At 68.0% G+C, this 22,495-nt stretch carries 20 protein-coding genes; 4 read left to right on the top strand and 16 right to left on the bottom strand.

The features are described 5' to 3' along the window. Nucleotide 1: 1 nt before the first annotated feature. Together GTZ93_RS16020 and GTZ93_RS16015 are read right to left on the bottom strand one after the other, a co-directional pair. Nucleotides 2-595, bottom strand: coding sequence for a hypothetical protein (locus GTZ93_RS16020; protein WP_257979300.1), 594 nt, complete (start codon nucleotides 593-595; stop codon nucleotides 2-4). Nucleotides 596-803: 208 nt separating this feature from the next. Then, the gene (locus GTZ93_RS16015) at nucleotides 804-1,226 is read right to left on the bottom strand and encodes a hypothetical protein (RefSeq protein WP_139919778.1); all 423 of its coding nucleotides are present in this window, start codon (nucleotides 1,224-1,226) and stop codon (nucleotides 804-806) included. 328 nt (nucleotides 1,227-1,554) lie between these two features. Between GTZ93_RS16015 and GTZ93_RS16010 the strand changes: the two genes are divergently transcribed. Next, entirely contained in the window at nucleotides 1,555-2,541 is a 987-nt protein-coding gene (locus GTZ93_RS16010) for a neprosin family prolyl endopeptidase (RefSeq protein ID WP_139919779.1), read from the top strand. Between the two features lies 1 nt (nucleotide 2,542). Here GTZ93_RS16010 and GTZ93_RS16005 read toward each other — a convergent pair whose 3' ends face one another. The 4 genes from GTZ93_RS16005 to GTZ93_RS15990 all read right to left on the bottom strand — a co-directional run bounded on the left by GTZ93_RS16005 (nucleotide 2,543) and on the right by GTZ93_RS15990 (nucleotide 7,170). Then, the gene (locus GTZ93_RS16005) at nucleotides 2,543-3,871 is read right to left on the bottom strand and encodes a DUF418 domain-containing protein (protein WP_139919782.1); all 1,329 of its coding nucleotides are present in this window, start codon (nucleotides 3,869-3,871) and stop codon (nucleotides 2,543-2,545) included. A gap of 501 nt (nucleotides 3,872-4,372) precedes the next feature. Beyond that, the gene (locus GTZ93_RS16000) at nucleotides 4,373-5,278 is read right to left on the bottom strand and encodes a hypothetical protein (RefSeq protein WP_180946104.1); all 906 of its coding nucleotides are present in this window, start codon (nucleotides 5,276-5,278) and stop codon (nucleotides 4,373-4,375) included. 44 nt (nucleotides 5,279-5,322) lie between these two features. Continuing rightward, the gene (locus GTZ93_RS15995; protein WP_161662850.1) at nucleotides 5,323-5,460 is read right to left on the bottom strand and encodes a hypothetical protein; all 138 of its coding nucleotides are present in this window, start codon (nucleotides 5,458-5,460) and stop codon (nucleotides 5,323-5,325) included. Nucleotides 5,461-5,757: 297 nt separating this feature from the next. Next, complete coding sequence (locus GTZ93_RS15990; protein WP_139919780.1) at nucleotides 5,758-7,170, bottom strand: hypothetical protein; 1,413 nt, start codon at nucleotides 7,168-7,170, stop codon at nucleotides 5,758-5,760. Between the two features lie 301 nt (nucleotides 7,171-7,471). Between GTZ93_RS15990 and GTZ93_RS15985 the strand changes: the two genes are divergently transcribed. Together GTZ93_RS15985 and GTZ93_RS15975 are read left to right on the top strand one after the other, a co-directional pair. Next, entirely contained in the window at nucleotides 7,472-7,963 is a 492-nt protein-coding gene (locus GTZ93_RS15985; RefSeq protein WP_139915397.1) for a hypothetical protein, read from the top strand. A 484-nt stretch (nucleotides 7,964-8,447) separates the two neighbouring features. After that, nucleotides 8,448-8,963, top strand: a complete 516-nt coding sequence (locus GTZ93_RS15975) for a homoserine O-succinyltransferase (protein WP_161662849.1) — start codon at nucleotides 8,448-8,450, stop codon at nucleotides 8,961-8,963. Between the two features lie 306 nt (nucleotides 8,964-9,269). On the opposite strand, the gene GTZ93_RS15970 is transcribed toward GTZ93_RS15975, so the two are convergent. From GTZ93_RS15970 to GTZ93_RS15955, 4 genes are all read right to left on the bottom strand, one after another. Continuing rightward, on the bottom strand, nucleotides 9,270-10,271 hold the full coding sequence (locus GTZ93_RS15970) for a TolB family protein (protein ID WP_139915396.1): 1,002 nt from the start codon (nucleotides 10,269-10,271) through the stop codon (nucleotides 9,270-9,272). A 391-nt stretch (nucleotides 10,272-10,662) separates the two neighbouring features. Beyond that, the gene (locus GTZ93_RS15965) at nucleotides 10,663-11,433 is read right to left on the bottom strand and encodes a phosphocholine cytidylyltransferase family protein (RefSeq protein ID WP_161662848.1); all 771 of its coding nucleotides are present in this window, start codon (nucleotides 11,431-11,433) and stop codon (nucleotides 10,663-10,665) included. Next, nucleotides 11,430-12,059: a gamma-glutamyl-gamma-aminobutyrate hydrolase family protein gene (locus GTZ93_RS15960; protein WP_139915394.1), complete on the bottom strand. Its 630-nt coding sequence runs from the start codon at nucleotides 12,057-12,059 to the stop codon at nucleotides 11,430-11,432. The genes GTZ93_RS15965 and GTZ93_RS15960 overlap by 4 nt, the downstream gene beginning before the upstream one ends. Continuing rightward, nucleotides 12,052-14,691 carry a PEP-utilizing enzyme gene (locus GTZ93_RS15955; RefSeq protein WP_139915393.1) on the bottom strand — a complete coding sequence of 880 codons (2,640 nt, stop codon included), beginning with the start codon at nucleotides 14,689-14,691 and terminating at the stop codon, nucleotides 12,052-12,054. The genes GTZ93_RS15960 and GTZ93_RS15955 overlap by 8 nt, the downstream gene beginning before the upstream one ends. Before the next feature lie 188 nt (nucleotides 14,692-14,879). Between GTZ93_RS15955 and GTZ93_RS15950 the strand changes: the two genes are divergently transcribed. Then, nucleotides 14,880-15,668 carry a hypothetical protein gene (locus GTZ93_RS15950; protein ID WP_139915392.1) on the top strand — a complete coding sequence of 263 codons (789 nt, stop codon included), beginning with the start codon at nucleotides 14,880-14,882 and terminating at the stop codon, nucleotides 15,666-15,668. Nucleotides 15,669-15,673: 5 nt separating this feature from the next. On the opposite strand, the gene GTZ93_RS15945 is transcribed toward GTZ93_RS15950, so the two are convergent. From GTZ93_RS15945 to GTZ93_RS15920, 6 genes are read right to left on the bottom strand one after another with little or no spacing between them, the layout of a single operon-like run. Then, on the bottom strand, nucleotides 15,674-16,663 hold the full coding sequence (locus GTZ93_RS15945) for a nucleoside-diphosphate kinase (protein WP_139915391.1): 990 nt from the start codon (nucleotides 16,661-16,663) through the stop codon (nucleotides 15,674-15,676). After that, on the bottom strand, nucleotides 16,660-18,348 hold the full coding sequence (locus GTZ93_RS15940; protein ID WP_139915390.1) for an alpha-amylase family glycosyl hydrolase: 1,689 nt from the start codon (nucleotides 18,346-18,348) through the stop codon (nucleotides 16,660-16,662). The genes GTZ93_RS15945 and GTZ93_RS15940 overlap by 4 nt, the downstream gene beginning before the upstream one ends. Continuing rightward, a complete protein-coding gene (locus tag GTZ93_RS15935) occupies nucleotides 18,345-19,256 on the bottom strand; it encodes a nucleotidyltransferase domain-containing protein (RefSeq protein ID WP_139915389.1) in 912 nt (303 codons plus the stop codon). Before GTZ93_RS15935 ends, GTZ93_RS15940 begins: the two co-directional genes overlap by 4 nt. Continuing rightward, complete coding sequence (locus tag GTZ93_RS15930; RefSeq protein ID WP_139915388.1) at nucleotides 19,253-20,503, bottom strand: aminotransferase class I/II-fold pyridoxal phosphate-dependent enzyme; 1,251 nt, start codon at nucleotides 20,501-20,503, stop codon at nucleotides 19,253-19,255. Before GTZ93_RS15930 ends, GTZ93_RS15935 begins: the two co-directional genes overlap by 4 nt. Further along, nucleotides 20,490-21,299, bottom strand: coding sequence for an ABC transporter permease (locus GTZ93_RS15925; protein ID WP_139915387.1), 810 nt, complete (start codon nucleotides 21,297-21,299; stop codon nucleotides 20,490-20,492). Before GTZ93_RS15925 ends, GTZ93_RS15930 begins: the two co-directional genes overlap by 14 nt. Further along, a complete protein-coding gene (locus GTZ93_RS15920; protein WP_257978943.1) occupies nucleotides 21,296-22,189 on the bottom strand; it encodes an ABC transporter ATP-binding protein in 894 nt (297 codons plus the stop codon). The genes GTZ93_RS15925 and GTZ93_RS15920 overlap by 4 nt, the downstream gene beginning before the upstream one ends. Nucleotides 22,190-22,495 lie beyond the last annotated feature (306 nt).

The following is a 22,495-nucleotide window of genomic DNA, read 5'->3' as shown; positions in this document are numbered from 1 at the left end:
CTCAGAATCCAACGCCGAGCGTGAACGAGGCGCTCGGCTGGAAGCGGGCCTGCGGTCTGATCAACTGCGGCGCGGCGTTGAAGTACGCGGCGCTGAACCCCAGCTCCCCCACGAACTCAAAGCCGGAGGAGATGGGCAGCAGGGCCCGGAGGGACGCGCCCACCTCGGGGCCGGCGGTCTCCACGCCGGTGGGGCCGGAGCCCCCGAAGTCGAAGCCCGAGCTGTCCTCGCCAATCTGCAGCTCGGCGAAGCCGGCGCTCAACCGGGGCTGGAGCCAGCCGATGCGCGTCTTGAAGGAGGTGAGCGTCAGGTTGGCGCGGAAGTGGGCGATCTCCGGTTCCGGGTCGCGGTGGAGGAACCCCGAACCCGTGCCGCAGGCCTCCACGCCGAGCCGCGCCAGTGGAGACAACTCCAGACAGATGCTGGGACGCCGGCCGGAGGTGGACGCTCCGGCGCGCAGGTTGCCGTAGTTGCGCGGAGGCTCGTTCCGCCGGTCCTCCGCGACGCCCACCGGGGCCTCCTCCGCGACCGAGAAGCCGCCTCCCATCAGGATCGCGAACACCAGGAGGCGCTGCGGAAGGCCAAGGCGTGTCATCAGGCACCAGGGATGCGACCGCGGGGAGAAGGCTGGCCATGTTGCCCGAACAGAGCAGGCGCATCCAGGCGTGTCTTGAATTCGCCCCTGGCGGTCATCATCGACCCCTGTACGCCAGTCTTGTCATTCCATCCGCCCCCGATTCTTCCTGGATGTTTTCACCCTGGCTGTCTTCGGACAAAGACATCCGTGTCGTGGGCGCTTCGCGTCAGGGGGGAGGAGGAAGCCCTGGCGGAAGCTGATGCTCCTTCGACTGCGCCGGTCCCAGGTGCTGCTGGAACCACGGGAGCAGCGAGGGCCCGTCCGCCAGAAGCAGCTCAACGCCTCGCCTCTCCTCCCCGCACCACCGCTCCTCGCGCAGGCGGAGGACGTCCTCGCGCACCAGTTGCCCGAACACCGTCTGGCCGTCCCGGAACTTCAGCTCCAGAAGGACGGACTCCCAGGGCGGCGTCGTCAGGGCCGGGTCTCGCGAAACCGCGACCTGGGTCAACGCGGTCCGAAGCTGCGCCAACAGTGGCTCGGGCATCGGCGCCAACACCTTGTCCCCGTTGCACGAGACAAGGCGGGCCGATTCGACAAGAGCTGCCTCCGCCTTGAGCCGCTCCGCCGCGCTGGCGCCCGGTGAAGCCACGGTTCCCTGGGTCGGCCCCTGACAGGCCGGAACCATGAGCAGCATCGCGGCGAGCCACGCCCGGATGACGCCAGACCAAGTGTCGGAATCAGAAGAGGAGATAGCCGGTGTCATCTTGGAGGTAATGGGTCGCGGGCATGTGTTCCCCCCTTCTTCAAATCCTGCCAGGAATGCCATTCGAGACCCAAGGCGGCTGGCAAGACAACGACCCGTGAGGCTCTGGGACGCGACTCAACCGGCTCAGTAGCGCGGGCCTTTCCAGTCAGTCGCTCGGCATAAGCTCCCGCGCGCTGATGCAACCGTCGCGGATGTACGAAAGGAACCGTCCATGTCGAGAGCTGGCTTGTTGCTGTCAATGTTTCTCATCGGATGTGGCGAGCCTGCGAGCGAGGTTCGCCCGGAGGCCGTCGCCGATACGTCGGAGGTGGAGCTCGCGCTCGCGCCTGGGGAGTACCGCTGCGAGGCGATGACGGAGGCCGCACGCGCCGCCGTGCCTCCGCCTCCCCCCAGCGTGGAGAGGGCCGCGTTCGCCCCTCGTGTTCGCGCCGTCTGTCCCCCGGGCCAGGTGCCGATCTACGCGCAGGCGGAGCTTCGGACGCGCAAGGCCGGTCCGCCGTTATCTGGCCCGGCCGCCATGCAGTCGCTGGCGGGGTCGTACTGGTACGCCGGAGTGATGAAGCCCACGGACGCGTTGAGCCAGAGCGGCGTTGGAGCGTCCATCCTGTTCTCCAACCCGGCGGTGTACGACCAGAGCGACATGGTGACGTCCCAGATGTCCATCGTCCGTGGCGCCAACTATCACCTGGTGGAGATGGGCCTGCGGAAGTTCTGGGACGCCTTCCCGCGACTGATGATCTCCCAGTGGAGCTACGGCCAGTTCAACGACGCCGCCGGGTTCGTCCAGGTCCACGGCGTCTACGGGCCCGGGATGCCGCTCTCCAGCTATTACGGGTACTCGGTCCAGCAGTACATCCGCTATGACAACGGCAACTGGTGGATCTGGTTCAACGATGCCTGGGTCGGCTACTTCCCCGGCACGCTCTGGAATGGCCAGTTCACTTCTGGCGACATGGCGCACTTCTACGGCGAGGTCTATTCGGCGCAGAGCCGCGTTCCTCCGCTCACCGACATGGGCACGGGACAGTTCTCCGGGACCTTCGGCACCGCGTACATGCAGGGGATGTGCATTCACACCACGGGCCCCAACTGCACCTACGTCACCGATGGCTGGCCTTTCCAGACCAACGCCGCGTACTACTCCCTCTCGTATTGGAATGGCTCGTATATGGAGTTCGGCGGGAACGGCGGCGGCTGAGCTATGCCGGCGCCGTGGTGCGTTGGTCCGAGCCGTCATCCCGGCGCATTGGTTGGGCCTTTCCATACGTCAGCGACCGCCACACCCACTCGGCGGGGCCGAAGCGGAACCTCGCCAGCCACAGGTGGCTCCACACCCCCTGGACGCAGAAGATGGCCAGGCAGTAAGCCACGCACGCCGCGGGGCCCAGCTTCGTGATGAAGCCCAGTCCGTAGCCGTAGAAGAACAGCACGCTGATGATCGACTGTGACAGGTAGTTCGTCAGCGCCATGCGGCCCACCGGCGCAAGCAGGCCCAGCGCTCGCTGCCAGGTGGCCCGCTGGAAGAGCAGGGTGATGCTGGACACGTAGACGGCCGCGAAGCCCAACTCGCCCAGGTTCCGCAGCGGCGCCATGGCGAAGGACACCCACGCCGGCAGTGTCTCCGGCGTGAAGACCTGCTTCAGCATGAGCTGTTGCAGCACCAGGCCGCTGCCGCTGCCAATCACCCCCGCGACGAGACCCCAGCCGAGGATCCGGCGGAACAGCCCCAGGTGCTGGGGCACGTCGCGGAAGATGCGGCGCTTCCCCGCCAGCAGGCCCAGCAGGAACCGGCCAAACGTCGAGATCGTGATGGCCAGCAGCAGCGGGAAGTAGTCGCGGAAGAAGAAGTGGAAGGTCGCCTTCGTCACGTCCAGCCAGCTCCCGCTGGCGTAGGCCGCGAGCGTCTGCGCCTTGATGGCCGCGGACTTCTCGGTGGCCGCCTTGGCGATGGCCGCGCCGGCCTCCGGCGTGTCCGCCATCAGCTGCGGGAGCTTGAGGATGGCCACGCCGACGACGGACCACCCCAGGGCGAACAGCAGGGCGCAGATGAGCAGCGTTCGCTCCGAGCGCCCCCGGAACAGGAGCAGGCCGAATCCCAGCACCGCGTAGGTGCTGAGGATGTCGCCGTACCAGATGAGGAACAGGTGGGAGAGCCCCATCACCAGCATCACCCCCAGCCGCCGGACATAGAGCGGCGTGATGGAGGTCCCTCGCGCCTCGGCGCGGCCCATCTGCACCGCGAAGCCGAGGCCGAAGAGGAACGAGAAGAGGGTGATGAACTTCCCGGCCACCAGGAACGAGAACGCCTGCCAGGCGACGGTGTCGGCGAGCGACGCGTTGTTCAGCGCCGCGAGGGTCTGCTCTCGCGGCAGGAATACCCTCCCGCTGAACCACACCATCACGTTGGAGATGAACACGCCGCACAGGGCGAAACCACGCAGTGTGTCGAGCAGCGCCAGCCGCTCGCTGGAATCCACGGGACGGGCCTCGGCACTGGGGGACGAGGCCTCGGATGGAACTGGGGGCATGCTCGGAGAAAGGGTGGGCAACGTGAAGCTGCCTTCCAGTATTCCGAACGAGCGCGTCACACGGACTTCGCGTCAGGGAGGCGTGTCCTTGGGGGCGCGCGAGGACGAACCTCTCTGGCGGGCGGTGCTGGCGCGCAAAGGAGTTCAGCCTTCTCGAGTCGGTTCGCGCAGCGGCCAATCCGACGCGAGCACGTCGTGCGTCATGAAGGTCACTCGGCGAAGGAGGCTTCGACGAGGAGTTCGTCGGCCCCACCTGGGCCAGAATCACCTGGTCGGCGCAGGGCCAGAAGCTGGAACTCACCCGCCTGAGGAGTCGGGGCCCGCGCACGCAAAAGCGACGTGGGCCCGGCAAGCGCGGACGCCGGTCTTGAGCTCAGGCCCCAGGGGACATGGGGGGACGAACGAACGCGCGGCGTCAGGGGACCGGAGACACGCCCGCCGGGCCCCCCGTGAAGGAGGACCCGGCGGCGGAATGCGAAGGTTCAGCCGGAGCGACAGGGACTACCGGGCGTCGCGCGCGTCCACGGTGAGGCAGGGCTCCATCTTCTCCGGGGCGACGAGGAACAGCTCCTCGCGGCCCAGGTCCTGGGTGAGGCCCGACGTGGCGAAGCCAATCTGCCCGCCGCCGTCATACGCGAGCGCCGTCCAGTCGTTCTGCGACGCAGGGAACACGTCGGCGAAGCCGTTGCGGTTGAAGTCCCGGACATAGGCCGCGGCCTGGATGCTCCCATTGTTGTTGAAGTCGGTGTTGGTGCTCGCGTTGCCCGTGACCTGGGCGTCGTTGAAGCGAAGCCCGCTGATCTTCGCGAGGTCCGCTTCGGTGGTGGGGGCGACGGGCGCGAACCCGGAGACCTCGTTGACGCTCTGCTCGTTGAAGGAGGCCACCTGCACGCGCGAGTAGTCGAGCACGTTGTTCAGGCCGCCAATGCCGAAGCCATAGAACTGGTACTCGTAGTTCATGATGCTCAGGTAGTTGGGCTTGTAGTTCGAATCGTCGTTGCCGCCGTGGCGCAGGCCGATGTTGTGCCCCAGCTCGTGCATCAGGGTGCCGGCCAGTTGCAGCTCCGTGATGCCGGCGGCGAAGCCCAGCGTCACCACGAAGTCATGCGCGGGGATGCCGCGCGAGATGCCGCTGGAGTTGCCACCGCCGTACCGGTTCGCGAACAGCATGTAGTGGAAGTAGGGCGCGCGGTTCGCGGCGAAGTACTTGCCCTTGATGACGTCGAAGTCCGTCCAGACGGGGCTCAGGTCCAGGTCCGCGTCCGCCGCGGTGATCTGCTGGTCCACCACCAGGTGCAACGTGATGCCCGTGGAGCCATCCGGGTTGGACACCGGCGCCTTGGAGAAGGCCGTGATGACACGGTTCAGCATCGCCTGGGTCGGCTGCTGTCCCGGGTAGTAGTCCACCTCGATGAAGATGTCCTTCTTGCGCGCGTTCGCGCCGAGGGCCGTCAGGTCCAGGCCGCCGCCACCTGCATGCCCTGCTGGGCGGTGGCCAGCTCCGGCTCCGGAAGCTCCGTGCCACCACACCCGTTCAACCCCAGGAGCGCGACGGAAGCGGTCAGCAGCGTTTGATGAAGCTTGGACATGGAATTCCCTTTGTTCGCAAAGGATTGGCAGCGCACCAATCACCCCGTACTTGTTATCCACTGGCTTTTTTGGCTATTCATTATTTACGTGAATAGACCGATTTGCAGGAATCGGGCTCTATTTGCTGCTGATGCGGAGCCGCCGGAGCCCCCCTGACGCTGGGCCCGGCGGTGGAGTGCGACTTCCAGGCATGTGGGATGGTGACTACCGGGCACGTTGTTCACACCGCCCATGCGAAAGCCATACACCTGATACTCGTAGCTCCTGAGGCTCAGGTGGCTGACTCGGAGCGGCGCTCAGTAGCAGAGATAGTTGTTGTTCCAGCCGTGAGCGGAATCCGCGGGCTCGTTCCACGCGATGCAGGTCTTCCCAGAGATGGGGCCTGCGCTGGACCACTGGAAGTTGAGCAGGCTGAGGTTGGGCACGCAGACGTAATTGTTGTTCCAGGTGTTGGGGTCGCTGGGCTCGTCAACGAGCGTGCACCGCATGCCTGCGATAGGCCCCGCGTTGCTGAAACGCACGCCTTCGTCCACCTCGGAGCACAGGAAGTTGTCATTCCAGCCATTCGGGTCGGCCGGCTCGTTGACCGAGACGCAGGTGGTACCCGCGATCTTCCCCGCGGGGGAGAACGCGAACCGCTGCGTGTAACACAGGTAGTTGTTGTTCCAGGAGTCGGGGTCGCCCGGCTCATTCCACTGCGTGCAGCGCATCAAGGGGATCGGGAGCAACGAGGACCAGACGAACTGCAGGGGGCTGTAGGTGGGCACGCAGAGGTAGTTGTCATTCCAGCCATCAGGGTCGAGGAGCTCGTTGATCAGGGTGCAGCGCTGGCCCGCGATGGGGCCCGCATAGGACCAGCTCACCCCCTCCTGACCCGCGGTGCAGAGGTAATTGTCATTCCAGCCGTGGGAATCGCCCGGCTCGTTGACCAGGGTGCACGTGGAGGGGAACGCGTAATGCTGGAACTGGAACTCGACGGGAGACACGCCATAAACCTGGCGCAAGCCCTGAATGTCCAGGGCGCTCAAGGTCGGCCGGCCCCACGCGGCGCAGTAGTTCATGGTCGAGAGAGGGTCGTACGCGGTGATGACCTCGCCATTGGCCTGCTGAACGATGGTGTTGTCGCAGTAGCCCGGCGTGTTGGGTTGATTGCCCGGAGAGTCCTGCTCATGCCAGAAGCCCAGGGCGTGGCCGAACTCGTGCAAGGCGACGCCGCGGATGCAATATTCGCGGTCATCTCCCGGCAACGATGCGTCATCAACACCGTCGTTGCAGACGTGGCTCCAACTGGCGAAGTTGAAGTTGAGCCACATGCTGGGGCTGCTGTTAGAGCGGCCGACGATGGAGCGCGGACCGCTCTCATCCACCTGGATGCGGATGGCCTGAGCAGGAGTAAGGATGTCGCAGGCGCCCCAACCCGTGAAACGCAAACTGCTGTTCGTGTCCCACTGCGCCTCGACGATCTGCCTCACCCACGTCTTCTCCGAGTTCCAGCCTGCCGTGGTCCAACAAACGGGGACGTCGGTGAAGCCCGCGGCGTTCGTGGGCCAATAACCGGCGGGATTGCCATAGAGTTCATCCTGCCGTGAGTCCACTGCCACGACTTCCATGTCCGGGAAGGGCTCGGCCGCGGGATTGCAAGCCACGAGGAGCGAGGAGAGCAACCCAAGGACCTGGGTCACTCCAATGACACGCAAACTGTTTTTCATGAATTCCCCCGGCGAAGCATTTTTCACTGCGGGTCATTGTCTAGCACGGAATAAAAACCGGCCCCAAGCGAAGACTTGTTGCCTTCCAGTGCGATAGAAATCGTCTGGCTGGAATAATCCACAAAGCCAGACGGAAGGCGCGTCTGGGTTCCAGGGCTCGAGTACCTGATGTGTTTTGACGTGCAAGTGTATGTCGACCCCCAGCGACCTGAGACCCGGCGTCTGTTTCCCGGGAGGTGAGGGAACGGGCGGGGTGGGAGCGTTGGGTGGGTGCCCTTCTCTTGCGAAGTCTCCCCTGACAATGCCCCTCCGGACGCTGTTGGCCATCCTGGTGCTCCAGCTCCCCACGCGCCCCACCTTCGACGCGGGGACCCCGGATGCCGGCCCCTTTGTCTGGGACGGCACGTACACCGAACTGGAGGAGCACGGAGACCGGGTGGACCGGGGCCCCTTCGCGCCGTGCGGCTTCGATTCGCGGGACGCGTCCAGCAGCGCCTGCGAGGAGCTGTCCCGCTTCGATGTCTCGAATTGCGCCCCGGCGGCGCTCGCCATGCTTCCCCAGGAGGGCATCTGTCTGGCCAACACCCGGGATGAGCGACGCCTGGAGGACGGGGGCACCCTCCTCAGCACCGGCCCTGTCGGCTTCCAGCTCCGGAGTGACGGAGGCACGAGCACGTTGTACGACGAGCCGCTCCGCTTCCGGGACACGCAGCGTGGCCAGCAGCAGCAGGGGCGTCCTTGTCTACGACCTCGCCAATCCCGCGCTGCCTGTCTTTGCGTACAGGCGGGATAGAGGCCATGTGGAGGGTGAGGGCAGGAGCGGAGGTGCCGCGGAGGGCCGCGGACGGGGTCGCTCAAGCAGTGTGAGCCAGACGGGTGGAGGAGCGGTTTGAGCCCCTTGGGGTGCACGCTGGCCCTGGCCGCCCGCTCATGAGGTGCGCGGCAGGGGCCTGGCTCTCTGGGCCCTGGCGGCTTGAGCTTCAACACCCTGCGGCTTGGATGGGTCCGCGCGCCGGGGCGAGCCTCGCACCTGCCGTGGGCAGGCCCAGGTGCTCTAGAATCGCTCGCACCCCTCCTGCCTCGTTCACGTACGCCAGCACCCGGCGCCTGCCGCCACACCTCGCGCAGGCCCACACGTCCAGCGCCCTGCGTGCGGCGTCCCGTTGTACGAGGTGCTCCAGGGACCTTGAGCATCCCTCCTGGGGTAGAACCACCGGAGCAGGCTGTCAGACCGCGAGGGCAAGCTTCCTTCGACTGGCACCGAGCGAAGGACGTTCATGGCAACCCTGAAACAGCTGGCGTTCCGGATGGCGCGGACCCCCGCCTCCGGCTCCCTGGTGCGCTTCGGCTTCGCGCACGCGGACCGGCTCCTGCCCCTCACCTCCGTGGACCGCTCGGAGCAGGCCGCCATCTACCGCCATCCGCGTCCCGTCTACGGCACCTTCCATCACATCGCCGTTCCCCTGCGGGGAGTGCCGGACGTCTTCGCCCTGGCGCATCCGCGCCATGCCGGGCTTCGCACGGGCCTCTTCGCGCTCATCGCCGGAGCACGGCAGCGGACCCCCGCGTCGGTGCTCGTCAACGCGGGGCCTCGGCAGGACGTGGGGCAGGTGCACTTCCACCTCACGGACGACACGCCCTTCAGCGACGCTGTCCGCTCGGAGCACCTCACCTGGCCGGACTGGGACGCGGCAGTCCGCGCGCTGACCTCCGTGCCCGGCATCCAGGAGCGCTACCGCGCTGGCTTCTCGCTGCTCCAGGATGCCGGGGACCCTCGGGTCCGCCTCATCTGACCGCGGCATGGATGCGGCCGTCTTCACCCTGGCTGGCGGTGAACCCACTGCAATCGCTCGCACCCCTCCTGCCTCGTTCACGTACGCCAGCACTCGCCGCCTGCCTCCACACCTCACGCAGGCCCACTCGTCCAGCGCGAACGTCCTGCGTAGCAGCCCCGCCCAGTCCAATCGTGGCGTGCACTCCTGATGAACGCGCCCTCCGGCACCACGGCCTTCAAGTGGGGCAACGGCTTCTCCTACGCCGAGGAGTTCCCCCTGGCGCGCCCACTTGGCGGGTGGGCGCGCCGTTTCACCGGGCTTCCATCACTGCCAGGACGGTTCGACGTCGTTCGCGCTCACGGTGTTCGTCAGGTTGGTCAGGGTGCCGTTGACGGACCGCATGAAGATTTCGCCACTGCTCGCGCTGTTCGTGAAGCGTTCGAACACCAGGGTATCCGCAGTAGGACTGTAGGCCGGGCATTGGTCGTCCTCCGGCCCGTTCTGCAGCGCGACCAGACCCGTCCCGTCCGCGTTCATGGAGTAGAGGTCCCGCTCGTACAGGCTCTGCACCGAGATGCTCGCGGTGAAGGCAATCTTCGTCCCCGCCGCGTTGTAGACCGGGAAGAACGAGGTCCAGTTGGATGGGCCTTCGTTCAGCCTCACCAGGCCCGTCCCATCCACGTTGATGCGGTAGATGCCCCGGAAGGGAATGTCCGACGTGCTCAGCGCCTCGTAGCCGAATACGACCTGCAGGCCATCGGGGCTGAAGCTCGGCGTGATGTAGCTGCCGGCGCCTTGCAGGTCCGTGGCCAGGAGGGCCAGGTGCTGGCCGTTGGCGTCTATCAGGTAGAGGCTGCACCGGGAGGTGCAGTGGACGAAGACGATGCGCGTCCCGTCGGGGCTGAAGGCGGGCTGTTCGTCATCACCTTCCCAGTTCGTGAGCCGCTGCATGTTGCTGCCGTCGATGTTGGCGGTGACGATCTCGAAGTCGCCAAAGTACGGATACGTCTGGCCGTAGGCGCGCTGCCAGACCACCTGGGTGCGCGCCTTGTTGAGTTTGGGGCGCCGGTCCATCACGAGGTCGTTCGTGAGGCGGTTCAAAACGGTGCCATCGGTGCCCATCACGAAGATGTCGTAGGTGTTGATGGGGTGGGCGGGGTCGCTTCCCCGGTTTGACGCGAAGGCGATCTTCGTCGGCGGTGGGCAGTTGGGGAGGCACGTCTTCGCCGTGACATCGTCCTCCGCGACCTCCTGTTCAGGGTTGGAGACACCACACGCGGCCGTCAGGAGGACTGCTCCAAGGATGCAGCTTCTTCCCATCATCATGGCACTGGCTCCCAGCTGTGTTTCAGGTTCGCCGTCCTGGCCCCGGCCTCGCGAGGCTCACCCTGGAAGGGGGTTCCCAGGCGGACCGGGACGGAAGGGCGGACATGACGTCGACAGAGCAAGGGCAGGGCCAATCCACGTCCCAGGCCGCTTCCCCTGGAGCAACCTGCAAGGACGGCAAGTCTTGCCGCGATCCGGCGCTTCGGGCTGGCAAGAGTTGCTGTTGCCGGCTGGGTTTGCCGGCCGTGGACCTGCGTCGCCCACCACCGGCACCTTCTTCCCGGAGCATGGGCTGTCGGCGTCCGCGCGCTGACCTCCGTCCCTGACATCCAGGAGCGCTACCGCGCTGGCTTCTCCCTGCTCCAGGACGCCGGGGACCCTCGGGTCCGCCTCATCTGACGGCCGTGGGCGACCAGAAGCCCGCCAGCGCTCCCGAGGCGTGGGCCTCCGTGTAGCGGCGTAGGTCCTCCGCGTTGTCCGCCTCCAGCCAGCCGGACGCGATGGGCACGGCGTGGACCGCCACGCCGTCGGAGATGACGTCCTGGAGGAAGGCCGTCATGGAGATGTTCCAGTAGCGCGGGTCCTTCGCCACGCGCTGGTCGAAGCGCTCCAGGAGCGCGTGCAGGACTCCGGGCCCGAACCGCAGCAGCCCGATGTATTGCCCCTGCACCTCCTCCACCGAACGCACCCGCGAGCCGATGTCCACGATGCGCTCGCCTTCCAGGCGCAACGACTCGCAGTCCGTCGTGGGGTCCTCCATCCGCAGCTCCCAGAGCCTGCGCCACTGCGTGTCGATGGCGACTTCAACATCCCGGGACGCGGCGAGCATCCGCCCCAACACCTCGTGCGAGAAGACGATGTCCCCATAGGAAACGAGGACTGGCTCCGTGCGGGACACCACCGGCAGGCTGAAGCGCAGCGTGGAGACCATGTTGCCGGTGGTGTAGGCCGGGTTCACCACGACGCGCACGTTGCGGCCCGCCTTGGTCAGCTCGGGATACGCGCCGGCCATCACCGTGACGTCCACGCCGAAGTGCGCGTAGACGGCCAGCTGATGGTCGAGCAGCGGGGCTCCCGCCAGCTCCACCAGACACTTCGGCTGGTTCGCCGCGAGCGGCCCCATGCGGGTGCCCAGGCCCGCGGCCAGGATGATGGCTTTCATCTTTCGTACGCCTCCATGACTTCGAGGACTGCGGGAAGGTGATGGGGCGCGCGCTCGGGGTGCCAGAGGACGCCCAGCGAGCGCCGCTCCCTGTTCGCGAAGGACTCCACCGCTCCGTCCTCCGAGCGCGCCAGGACGTCCCATCCGTCAGGCAGGGAGTCCTCCGCCACGCCCCAGTGGTGGAAGCTCGCCACCTCCGCCGGGCCCCGCCACGCCTGGGCGAGTGGACCCGTCAACGCGTGGCGCACGCGCACGTGGCCTTCGACAGGCACCAGCCGCATCCCCGCGAACAGCGCGAGCATCTGCGCGCCCCGGCACACGCCCAGCACCGGCGTCCGCGTCCGGGCGGCGAGCGACAGCAGGACGGACTCCGTCTCGTCGCGCGCGGGAACGGAATCCGGTCCCGTTCCCGGAGCGTCGTTGCCGCCACTCAGGATGATGAGCCTGGGACGGAGGGCTTCGAACTGGGCCTCGGCCGCGGCGGCCACGTTGACCACGGGGAACGGCACCCAGCCGGCCGCCCACAGGCCCGAGGCCCAGGAGTCTTCGAGCGCGTCCCGCACCTCCGGACGCCCCGGGACACGGTCGCTGCGCTGGGTGATGAGTGCCACGCGGCGCTCACTCATGGACGAGCCTGCGCCCCCCGCAGTCCAGCGTCATCACCCGTCCACCTGACAGCCGCCGGAACTGCTCCCGGCCCACGCCAATGGCGGCGGGCAGCTGCAGCTCGGTGCAACGCACAGCCATGTGCGAGTTCGCGCCTCCGTACGCCGTGACGATGCCTGCGACGCCCAGCGCGAGCAGCCCGTCGTAGCCGGGGTCGGCGCGCTCCAGCAGCACGATGTTGCCGCGCACGCGCTCCGGGTCTGGCAGCCCGTCCGCGACCAGCACCGGCGCGCGCACGCATGCCTTGGTGACGAACAGGGGCTGCTCTCCACTGCTCACGTGGAAGAGCAGGTGCGACGCGCGCGTCAGGATGTCCGGCAGCTCGATGAGGGTGACGGCGGCGGCATGCTCGCGAGCCTCCTCCACGGCGTCGCGGCACCACGACCGGGCTTCGAGCGGCGGCAGTGCCAGGGCGGTCTCCACCTGCTCCAACGACAGGTGCGCCAGGTCATCCCGGCTCAGCCCCAGCGGCTCGCCCCACTCCGCGAGGTGTTCGAGCACGCCACTCAGCGTCTTCGTGAACACGTGCTTGCCGTACTCGCGCCCCGCGATGCCCGCGCCCAGGTGCGCGAGAAACACCTCGCTGGTCATCGACAGGCCAGCGCTCCGGAGGCCCGCGCCCAGGCGCTCGTGGAGGCTCCGGGACAAGGGGGCTTCGTGCCTGAACGGTTCCTCCGCTCCGGAGATGAGCGGGCCGAAGTAGCGCTCTGGATCCGCGCCATAGCGTGGCACCCGGACGTCATAGGTCCCGGGGCGCAGGTGCCCGAACTCCGCGACGAGCGCCTCCAGGCCCAGCTCGCCCCGCCGCACGCGGTACGCGTCCGCTTGCAGCTGGCCCGCCACCGTCCGGATGCGCTGGAGCACTTCGCGCTGCTCGCTCGAATTCATCACGCCCTCGCGAACGAAGCTCTTGAGCAGCGCGGTCACCACGAACGCCGTCCGTGCCAGATGCGCGAAGGGCAGGGTGCCCAGCTTGCGCAGGCGCGCGAGGATGGGACCGAGTCCGCCTTCGAAGCCCGGCGCGAACGGTTCGGCCCGCAGCCGCTGCACCTGCTCCACCTGCGCGGGCAGGTCGCGAAGCCCGTGGAGCGTGATGTCCCGCAGCGCGGTGGCCAGGGCATCCAGCTCGCCTGCATCCAACGAGGACGCATAGAGCCTCCGGAGCCGCTCGCGCAGGCCGAGGCTCGCGCACGTGTCCGCGATCTCGAACTCCACCTTGTCATGCAGCTCGGGGGCGCCGGCCAGCCGGGCCAGTTGCTGGGAGACCAGGACCTCCGCCACTCGCGCCGGAGTGACGGCCGGGATGAAGGAGTTGAGCGACGCGCGCACGTCCACGTAGGCGTGCCCCGCGAAGTCGCGCAGCAGGGGAGTGCCGCGCAGGTCGCAGTACCCGTAGGCCGCGCGCTGCTCCGCCCAGGTCTGGTCCGTGATGAGCCTGCCGTAGAGCGTCCGTGCGAGCGGAAGCGGACGCCGGCCAATCATCTCCGCCGGATTCCAGTCCGTCATCGTGCTGTAGACAGGCGCCTCTCCGACGACGGGGGCCTTGGGCCGCAGCAGCGCCTGGTGTGCCGTGCATGCATCCGCCAGCAGCATCGCCCGGCGGACCTCGCCTCCCTCTGGCAGCGACGAACCCTTGGCGATGGGGCGCACCTGGAGGAGGTGGAAGTCACCGCCCGCCAGCGCGAACTCGATGTCCAGCGCCTCCACGCCAACGAGCTTCACCAGCTCACGCCCCACGGTGACGACGCGACGGAGCGAGTTCGGCAACAGGCCCCGGGGCACGCCGTGCTCCACGTACGCGGACGAGGGCTTCTCCAGGGCGCCGGAAGTAATCTGATCCGTGCGCCCGCTGGAGACGTCCGACGCCACCACCCAGTACGAGGCCAGCGTCTCCGGGTGCCGCGCCATCAGCACTCCGCTTTCGCTCACGGGGTGGACATAGGACTGGAGGAAGACCTTCTCTTCCCGTGCCCCCGGACCATACGAATCGAACACGTCCGAAATGGCGTCGCCCACGGCCACGGCATCGCCCGCGTCCACGTCGAGCACGGAGAGGAAGCGTCCCGCGTTCGACGCGGTCCACGCATCCTCCGCGGAGCAGGAGGAGCGCACCACGATGCGCTCGTTTCCAAAGCGCTCCCGCACACGCTGGAGCACGGCGTCCCGGTCCTGGGCCCAGTCCCCGCTCCACACGATGTGCGGCCGGGAGACGCGCCACGGCCCATGCAGCTCCGACAGGATGTCGAGCGTGCGCGCCTTGTCCCCCAGCACGAGCCGGCCCACGGGGGCCTGGGGCTCGCTGGAGACCTCGTCGTCTTCCAGCTCGAAGCGCGCCACGTCTTCGGCCTGGGCAAGCCGGTCCGCCACCTCGTCCAGGTCCCATCCCTCCAGCGCATCACGCACCGCCTGGGTCCTTCCGACGATGAAGCGGCACTCGCCCCGCCAGGTCGCGATGACAGCGGAGGCCTCATCGAGCAGCACGCGAAGCGCGCGCGGACGCGGGAGCACTGTTCCCTTGAACGCGAGCGTCAGCGGCACGCCGTCGTACGTCTGGGCGAGCGTGCTCAGGACGCGCTCGGCCCAGGTCCGCATGGAGGCGTGCACGGGGCCTACGCCGCGGATGCGGCAGTCAGGAGGACTTCCAATCGGAGGGGTAGGGCGAAACGTCTCGACTTCGCATTCCAGGGCTGTCACGGGCGACCTCGCACGAGCGGACGTGGTGCATGGCGCGTGCGCGGCATCGCATTGTGGCCTCTGCCCACGTGTGGTGGATTCGATGCATGAGAACCTTCGCCACGGATGAGCGGCTGGCGTACCGCCGCGCGGGCAATGAGCTTCAGCCCCGCCCGTCCGAGGACCATGTCCTCTCCTACGAGTACCGCTTGATGCAGCTGCCGCTGGTGCGGCCGGACCACCCGGAGGTCGTGCCGTTCGACCTCAAGGCCGGCTACGACTGGCTGGGCACCTACCGCACGCCCCGCGTCTCGCTGGTGGGGTTCGTGGACTTCGGCGCCTTCGCGCAGAGCCCCCAGTTCAATCGCTTCATGAACGCCGTGGCGATGACCGCCGCGGCGCGGAAGATCGCCTGGGACATCGTCGAGCGGCGCAAATACAGACACCACTTCACCATCTGCAACGGGCTGCATGAACGGATGCCCATCGCGGACATCGTGCCCTTCGTGAAGCAGCGGCTGGAGGGCTTCCCCCGCTTCCGCATCCAGGTGAAGGGCGGCTGGCTCTGGGGCAAGAAGAACGGCCGCATCTACTTCCCCGTCTACCCGGAGCTGACGGACGGCCCGAACCCCGTGGACCACCTCACCGAGGTCCAGACGCGCCTGGGCCATTCGCTCCACCCGGGCTTCTACATCGGCTGTCTCCAGTTGATGGACCACCTGCGCTTCAACTCCGAGCTGGACGTGCACGAGGCGGACGAACTCTTCGACGTGCTGAGGCGCTACCGGGAGACGACCATCGTGGAACTCGATGTGACCGAGCTCTCCATCCTGCGCACGCACGACGACCTCATCCTCAAGAGCCGGGTGCTCGAACGCGTGCCGCTGGTGGGGTGACGGGTTCATTCGAACTCCTGGAGCGCGCTGCGCAGGAGCACGCGCTCGTAGGCGTTGCGGACCAGCGCCCCCAGCGGACCGATGATTCGCGTGAGGTCCGTCTCGCGGTACAGCGCCGGGTGGTGGAGCAGCTCCAGCACCGTGGCGACGAGCGCCGGCTCCACGCGGTAGTCGAACATCCCGGGCCGGCGTGGGTGCGAAAGCCCCGCCTGGACCGCGTCGTTCACCAGCGCCGCCTCGCGGGCCACGACCCGCAGGTACACCTCGCGGGACGCAGAGGGTTCGGAGCGAAGTCCCTCCAGCTCATTCGCTGCCTCGCGCCACGGTGAGATCAGCTCCTCGGGGAAGGGAGCGACGAGCTCCACTTCTTCCGCGAGGCGCAGGCGGAGGTGGACCAGGAACTCCAGGGGCGAAGGCCGCCATGCCCGCCCCACGACGGCCCTTGGCAGTTGCTGGATGGCGGAGCCCGCGCGCCAGGTGGGGCGACCTTCCGACTCCAGGAGCATGCGCAGTTCACGGGGATCAAAGGCCGTGGCGGCCTCTTCAATCATGGCGCGCGTGTCGTCCGAGGAGTGCATGAGGCTCAGCGCACGCGTCGGGGCCTGGAGCCGGCTGCGCAGGTGGTGCGGTGAGCGCTTGTTCGGATCCGCCGACCCCTTGAGCGACTTGAACGCCGCGCAGGCCGACCGGCTCGGGGTGCGGAGGATGAGCGCGCAGGAGGACTCCAGCAGGTACACCTCGCCAGGCACGGCCCACGTCTTGTCGAGAGCGATGGGACGGTTGGGGCTGTACACCGCCTCGATGCTGCTCTGCGTGTATTGGACGAAGCGCCGGTCCACGACGCGGAAGCCCTCGTGCTCCAGGAACGCGAGCGCCTCTTCCGCGAGCCCGAGCCCGATGGCGTACGGATCGAAGAACGTGAAGACGAACTCCTCGCTCCCCGGACGCGAGCCGAAGGCCTCCACGAGGCCGGACACACTGGCAACGTTTCTCATGTGAGGTCTCCACTTCCGGCTTCCACGAGCCACAGCGCTTCTGAAGGCGCGAGCAGTACGTCCCCCTGGCCCTGACGCCCGCCGAGCAGGTCCGTCCACTTCCGCAACGGCACGGGGACGGACACGGGCTCCACGCCGAAGTTCACCAACACGTGCAGGGGCTGACGGCCATGGCCTCGCGCCAGATGCACGACCTGGGGCGCTGGCAGCCGCGCCTCGCAGCCGCTGTCCTCCCTCAGCGCGGGCGTCCGGTCGCGCAGGCGGATGAGGCCCAGCAGGGACTTCAGGAGGCGCGCGTGCACCGGCTGTCGGACCAACGCACGCAGGGCTCCATCCGAGTACCGGTGCCGGTTCGCGGCGCGAGGATTGGAGGGCTCGACACCCACCGCGTCCGGCAACCCGAACAGCGTGGGGAAGTAGAGGCAGGGAGCGGCGGGGAGCGCGAAGAGCAGCGCGTGCGCGGCCAGGTATCGCTCGACGTCGAGCCCTGCCTCCGTGGAGAAGATGCGGTGCAGGGAGCTGTTGAGTTCGTACGGCTGGGGTTCGCCCCCTACGTCCGCGTGGGACACCCGGACACCAGCACGTTCCATCCGCTCCATCACCCGCCGCAGGGTGGGAGCATCCAGCGGCGGATCCATGGGGCGCAGATGCACGCCGTCATGTGTCTGGAGGAAGGCGTAGCCGTCACGGCTGTGTGCATCCGAAGCGGATGCGTTCACCCAGTCCACCAGCGGACCACCTTCGCCCGCGAGCGCCGCCGCGAAGACGAGCAGCGGCACCGCGAGGTGGTTGTCGTGCTGCGCCAGCTCCTCGCCCAGGTAGCACCGCTCGTCCGTGCGGTGGTCCGTCTCCGCGAGCAGGCGCACCGACGGGTCCACCAGGTCGGCCACGGCGCGCAGCGCTCGCACCAGCAGCTTCGCTTCCGGCTGGTGAGGCCCTCCAGGAACGCGCTTCCACACGTGAGGAATGGCATCCAGACGCACGACCCGCGCACCCGCCTCCACCAGCCGCAGCAACGTGCCCGCCATGGATAGGAAGACGTCTGGCGAACCGTGGTTCAGGTCCACCTGCGCGCGCCCATACGTGCACCACGCCCAGACCGCGCCGAAACGCTGGAGGATGGAGGAGGTCCGCACCCGCGTTCCCCATTCGATGTCCCGCGGCTCGGAGAAGAGGTGGAAGTCCCCGGGCCGTCCCTCCCCGCGCAGCACGTCCCGGAACGCCGGATGCGACGTGGACACGTGGTTCATCACCAGGTCGAGCATCAGCCCGCCGCTCACCTCCGACAGCCGCTCCAGGTCCTCCCACGCCCCCAGGCGCGGATGAACGGCCCGGTGGTCCACCACCGCGAAGCCGTCATCCCCGTCCGACACATAGGGAGGGAGCACATGCAGCAGCGCCGGCCCCACGCCGCCCACCTCTTCTTCGAGGAAGCGCCGCAGCGCCGCGAGGGGAGCCATGCCCCCGTCGAGCACGTGGTCCGGATACACGGCGATGACCGCGGGCCGCGCGTCCACCGCCGCGCGCCCGGGCCGCGGGCACGCGCGGATGCCCTCCGCCGCCTGGGCCAGCTCCCGGACGAGCGCCTCCGCGCGCTCCGCCCCGTAGAGCTGTCCCAGTGCGTCCCCCAGCCGCGCCCTCGCGGGGGCGAGGACCGGGTGGGCCGTGTATCCGGAGGCGCTCATCCCTGGTGCTCGAGGACGTAGTCGATGCTGCCCTGGAGGAACTCCACCGCGCGCGCCAGCTCCGGCTCCGCCGACATGCGTTGGGCCATGCGCTGGTGGAGCGCTTCGATGCGCGTGAGGCATCCGCCCAGCGGGCCCGTCGCGCAGTCCGCGTGCAGCAAGAGCCCTTCCTCGAGCAGGCCCCGGTCCTCCTCGCCCGCGGTGGTCATCGCCTTGCGCGACTCGATGAGCAGCCACTTGCGCGCCGCGCTCGTCACCCCCAAGGCCGCAAGGATGGAGACGAGCGCCTCCTCCACCGCGATGCGCGCCACGTGCCGGCTGGACTCCTCGCTGATGGCGCGGTGGCTGATGGCGTCCTCCAGGTACTCGTGGACCTCCATGAAGTGCCGCACGGTGAGGTAGGTGGGCAGCAGCTCCACCAGGAACTCATCCCGCCAGCTCGCCACCAGGCTCGGGTTCATCAGCGGCAATCCCACGCGCAGCCGGTGCAGGAAGCGCAGCTCCGGGCCGTCGATGATGGGGATGAACTTCAGCTCGGACGGCTTGTAGAGCGCCGGCGCGATGGCCGTCATCCACGTCATGATCTCCGCGACGCGGCTGCGCTCCGCCAGCTCGATGTTGACCTCGATGCCGTCGCAGTACTGGAGCGCTTCACTGAAGCGGCTGTTCTTGAAGCGCACGCCCTCCTTCGTGGAGATGAGCGACGTGCGGTGCGGCACCAGCACCATCAGGTCCACGTCCGAGCTCGGCGTGCCATTGCCAGCCGCGAGCGAACCCGTCAGCAGCACGCCGCACGAGGCGGGGTCGCTGACCAGCTCCGACAGGATGCGTTCGACGTCCACGCCGTGCGCGCGAAGCGTCTGCATGGTGAGCGGTTGACCACTGGAAAGCTGATGCGTGCGCTTCATGATGCCACCTTCCCCCGTCCCTGATGGGACAGCTGCAAGTCCGAGAAAACGTCCGCGCACGCGTCCGCGACGGTGCGCACCATCTGCTCCTCATGCGTCCGCATCACGCTCAGGCGCAGCAGGCCGTGGCCCGCGGGGACAGCAGGGTGGATGACCGGATTGGCGTAGATGCCCCGGTTCCACAGCAGCCTCCACGCCTGGAGCGTGTCGAAGTCCGCGCCCACCTCCACGCTGACGATGGGACCGTCGGACGGAATGGGCCGCAGCCCGCGCTCCACCAGCGCCTCGCGCAGTGAGCGCACCCGCTCCTTCAATTGGGCCACCAGCCCCGGGTCCTCATGGAGGATGCGCAGGGAGGCCAGGGCCGCGGCCACGGAGGCCGGCGTGTTGGCGGCGGTGAAGAGGAAGGGCCGCGTGAGGACGCGCAGCGCTTCAATCTGGGCCTTGTCCCCGATGATGGCGCCGCCGCAGGAGCCCAGGCTCTTGGAGAAGGTGATGGTGATGAAGTCCGCGTCCTGGACGACGCCGTCCTCCTCCACGGTGCCCAGGCCCCGAGCGCCCACCGTGCCCAGGCCGTGCGCCTCGTCCACGACGAGCGCCAGCCGTGTCTCGCGGCACACCTCCAGGAACCGGCGCAGCGGGGCCCGGTCTCCGCGCATGGAGTAGACGCCCTCCACGACACAGAGGCCGGAGGCGGTGTCGCCCTTCGCCTGGGCCAGCAGGTGCTCCGGGTCGTTGTGGCCGAAGCGCTTCATGTTCGCGCGCGCCAGCCACACGCCGTCCAGGACGGAGGCGTGCATCTCCTCGTCCACCCAGGCGCGGTCATCGCGGCCCAGCAGCGAGCTCATCAGGCCCAGGTTGGCGCCGTAGCCGGTGGAGAACACCATGGCGCCGGTGCGGCCATAGAAGCGCCGCAGGGCTTCCTCCAACTCCTCGTGGAGCGTCAGGTTGCCGTTGAGCAGGCGTGAGCCCGTCACGCCCGCGCCCCAGCGGGCGGAAGCCTCCTGCGCGGCGGCGATGACGCGAGGGTCGTTCGCGAGCCCCAGGTAGTTGTTGGAGCCGAAGTTGAGGATGTCCCGGCCCTCCATGCGGGTGATGGGGGCGGTGGCCGACTCCACCCGCGTGAAATAGGGGAGGCGGCCAATGCGCTTGCCCAGACGGGCCTGCGCCACGCGCGGGTCCCCGAGCAGTCGCTGGATGACGGGAGCCCGAGGGCGGCCCGCGGAGTCTTGTTCAGGTCGTGTCATGTTTTTGGTCCCGGAAGTCGAACGCCAGGCTCGCGGCGGTCGCGCAGACAGCGGTGAAGGTGAGGATGACGGCGGTGCTCTGGAGCACGACGCCCCAGCGGCCCGCGCCGAAGGTGGCTTCGTTGAGCGCACGCAGGGCCCAGTAGTGCGGCGTGGCGTAGCCGAGCGTGCGAGACCAACCCGGCAGCGCTTCGGTGGCGACGATGGCGCCACCCACCGCGCTGAACGTCACCAGCACCAGGTAGGAGAGGTTGGAGAGCGTGGCGGTGCTGCGCGTGATGGCAAAGAGGAGGAAGCCCAGGGCCGAACCGCTGGTCACCAGCGCCGCGCCGGTGAGGGCGACCTGGAGGACGTTGCCGTTGAGTGGCAGTCCCAGGAACACCGCCGCGAAGCCGGTGAAGAGCAGCAGTTGCACGAAAGACATCGCGCAAGCGGGCAGCACCTTGCCCATGGCGAACGCGAGCCGGGAGGGGCGGACCAGCGCCTGCCTGCCGTGGGTGTGGTACCAGAAGTCCCGGTAGAACGCGTGACCGGAGTAGGTCACCACCATGTAGCTGAACATCACCGCGAAGCCGATGGTGGCCCGGCCCATGGCGCCCGGAGCTGTATCGAGCCCGGATACGCCCGGGCCCAGGATGGCGGAGAGCACCGCGGGCAGGATGAAGATGAACACCATGGCCGTGCGCTCGCGCGCGAGCACCCGCCACTCCGTCAACGCGTAGCAACGCACCACGTTGACAAAGCCAGCCACGCCGCTGGGAGCGGATGGGGCACTGGAAGCGATGTCGTGATTCATGGCCCTTCCGCCTCCCGGGCGAAGGCGCTCAGGGAAGGGTCCCTCAGCAGGATGTCGCGGAGCCGGTTGCCGGACAGGCGCAGCTCGGACAGGTGGACATCGGAGGGGACCTCGCCCAGCTTCGAGCGGACCTCCTCCAGGGTGCCGGTGGCGAGCGTGAGCTCCCACGAAGCATCGGGACGCGCGCCACGCAGCGACAGCGTGCGAGCCTGGTTCGACAGCACGGTGCCCAGTTCGCCCAGGTCGCGAGTCTTCCCATCCCGCAGCAGCACCAGCTCCGTGGACAGCTCCTCGATGTCCTCGGGGTAGTGCGCGGTGACCAGCACCGCGGCGCCTTCCTCACGCCACGCACGCACGCGGCGCACCACCAACTGGCGGGCCTCGAAGTCGAGCGCGACGGTGGGCTCATCCAGCAACCGGATGGGGGGCGCATGGACGAAGCTCGCAGCCAGGTGCACGAGCCGCCGCTGTCCACCCGACAGGTGATGCACGCGCATGCGGGCAATGGGACCCAGCGAGAACTCCTCCAGGGTCCGCTCGATGGCGGCCTTCGCCGCGACGCGTCCCAGCAGCAGCCGGGCCAGGTGCCCGACGTTCTCCTCCACCGTGAGTACGGGATAGAGCGCGATGGCCTGCGTCGCGAACCCGATGGCGCGGCGGGCATGCAGCCCACCCACGTCGAGCCGCACCGAACCGCCCGTCGTTCCGCGCACGGTGCCGGTGAGCGCCCCCAGCAAAGTCGTCTTGCCCGCGCCATTGGCACCGAGCAGTCCCACGGATGTTCCCCCCTTCAAGTGGAGTGAAACATCTCGGAGGACGGGCGTCCCCTGGGGGAAGGCGAAGGAAAGCCGCTCCGCGGAGAGCAGGGCGGTTCCGTGCGCGGACCCCATGGACTGACGAAGACGCCCAGGTGTTTTGATCGAATCCTGAAATACTGCTTCTTCAGGGAAGGTGATTTTGTCGGTCATCGTCGGGATGACCTTCTACAAAGGCAGTCTGACATCCAGCGTCAGCACTTCGCGTCGAAGATGACGCGGCCATACTCATCACGGAGTCATCATTGAAAGCTTTTCCAATCCCATACGTCCTGCTCCAGGCGGCAGGCCACCTTGCTGTGGGTGGGGTTCTTGGGGCGAGGTGACACGAGGACTCCTTCTGGACACGGGTCGACATGGGAGGCGTCGTTCCGGGCATTC

The sequence above is a fragment of the Corallococcus exiguus genome (assembly GCF_009909105.1).
In the GTDB taxonomy this organism is placed as follows: domain Bacteria; phylum Myxococcota; class Myxococcia; order Myxococcales; family Myxococcaceae; genus Corallococcus; species Corallococcus exiguus.
This window is presented reverse-complemented; position numbering and strand designations above follow the sequence as displayed.

Coding starts and splice junctions, on each gene's coding strand:
- GTZ93_RS15985 (WP_139915397.1), top strand. CDS start 7,472: ATGCCCCTCCGGACGCTGTTGGCCATCCTGGTGCTCCAGCTCCCCACG.
- GTZ93_RS15970 (WP_139915396.1), bottom strand. CDS start 10,271: ATGATGATGGGAAGAAGCTGCATCCTTGGAGCAGTCCTCCTGACGGCC.
- GTZ93_RS15995 (WP_161662850.1), bottom strand. CDS start 5,460: ATGTCCAAGCTTCATCAAACGCTGCTGACCGCTTCCGTCGCGCTCCTG.
- GTZ93_RS15965 (WP_161662848.1), bottom strand. CDS start 11,433: ATGAAAGCCATCATCCTGGCCGCGGGCCTGGGCACCCGCATGGGGCCG.
- GTZ93_RS15940 (WP_139915390.1), bottom strand. CDS start 18,348: ATGAGCGCCTCCGGATACACGGCCCACCCGGTCCTCGCCCCCGCGAGG.
- GTZ93_RS15930 (WP_139915388.1), bottom strand. CDS start 20,503: ATGACACGACCTGAACAAGACTCCGCGGGCCGCCCTCGGGCTCCCGTC.
- GTZ93_RS15920 (WP_257978943.1), bottom strand. CDS start 22,189: ATGGGGTCCGCGCACGGAACCGCCCTGCTCTCCGCGGAGCGGCTTTCC.
- GTZ93_RS15935 (WP_139915389.1), bottom strand. CDS start 19,256: ATGAAGCGCACGCATCAGCTTTCCAGTGGTCAACCGCTCACCATGCAG.
- GTZ93_RS16005 (WP_139919782.1), bottom strand. CDS start 3,871: ATGCCCCCAGTTCCATCCGAGGCCTCGTCCCCCAGTGCCGAGGCCCGT.
- GTZ93_RS16020 (WP_257979300.1), bottom strand. CDS start 595: ATGACACGCCTTGGCCTTCCGCAGCGCCTCCTGGTGTTCGCGATCCTG.
- GTZ93_RS15975 (WP_161662849.1), top strand. CDS start 8,448: ATGGCAACCCTGAAACAGCTGGCGTTCCGGATGGCGCGGACCCCCGCC.
- GTZ93_RS15955 (WP_139915393.1), bottom strand. CDS start 14,691: ATGCGGACCTGGGCCGAGCGCGTCCTGAGCACGCTCGCCCAGACGTAC.
- GTZ93_RS15960 (WP_139915394.1), bottom strand. CDS start 12,059: ATGAGTGAGCGCCGCGTGGCACTCATCACCCAGCGCAGCGACCGTGTC.
- GTZ93_RS16010 (WP_139919779.1), top strand. CDS start 1,555: ATGTCGAGAGCTGGCTTGTTGCTGTCAATGTTTCTCATCGGATGTGGC.
- GTZ93_RS15990 (WP_139919780.1), bottom strand. CDS start 7,170: ATGAAAAACAGTTTGCGTGTCATTGGAGTGACCCAGGTCCTTGGGTTG.
- GTZ93_RS15945 (WP_139915391.1), bottom strand. CDS start 16,663: ATGAGAAACGTTGCCAGTGTGTCCGGCCTCGTGGAGGCCTTCGGCTCG.
- GTZ93_RS15950 (WP_139915392.1), top strand. CDS start 14,880: ATGAGAACCTTCGCCACGGATGAGCGGCTGGCGTACCGCCGCGCGGGC.
- GTZ93_RS15925 (WP_139915387.1), bottom strand. CDS start 21,299: ATGAATCACGACATCGCTTCCAGTGCCCCATCCGCTCCCAGCGGCGTG.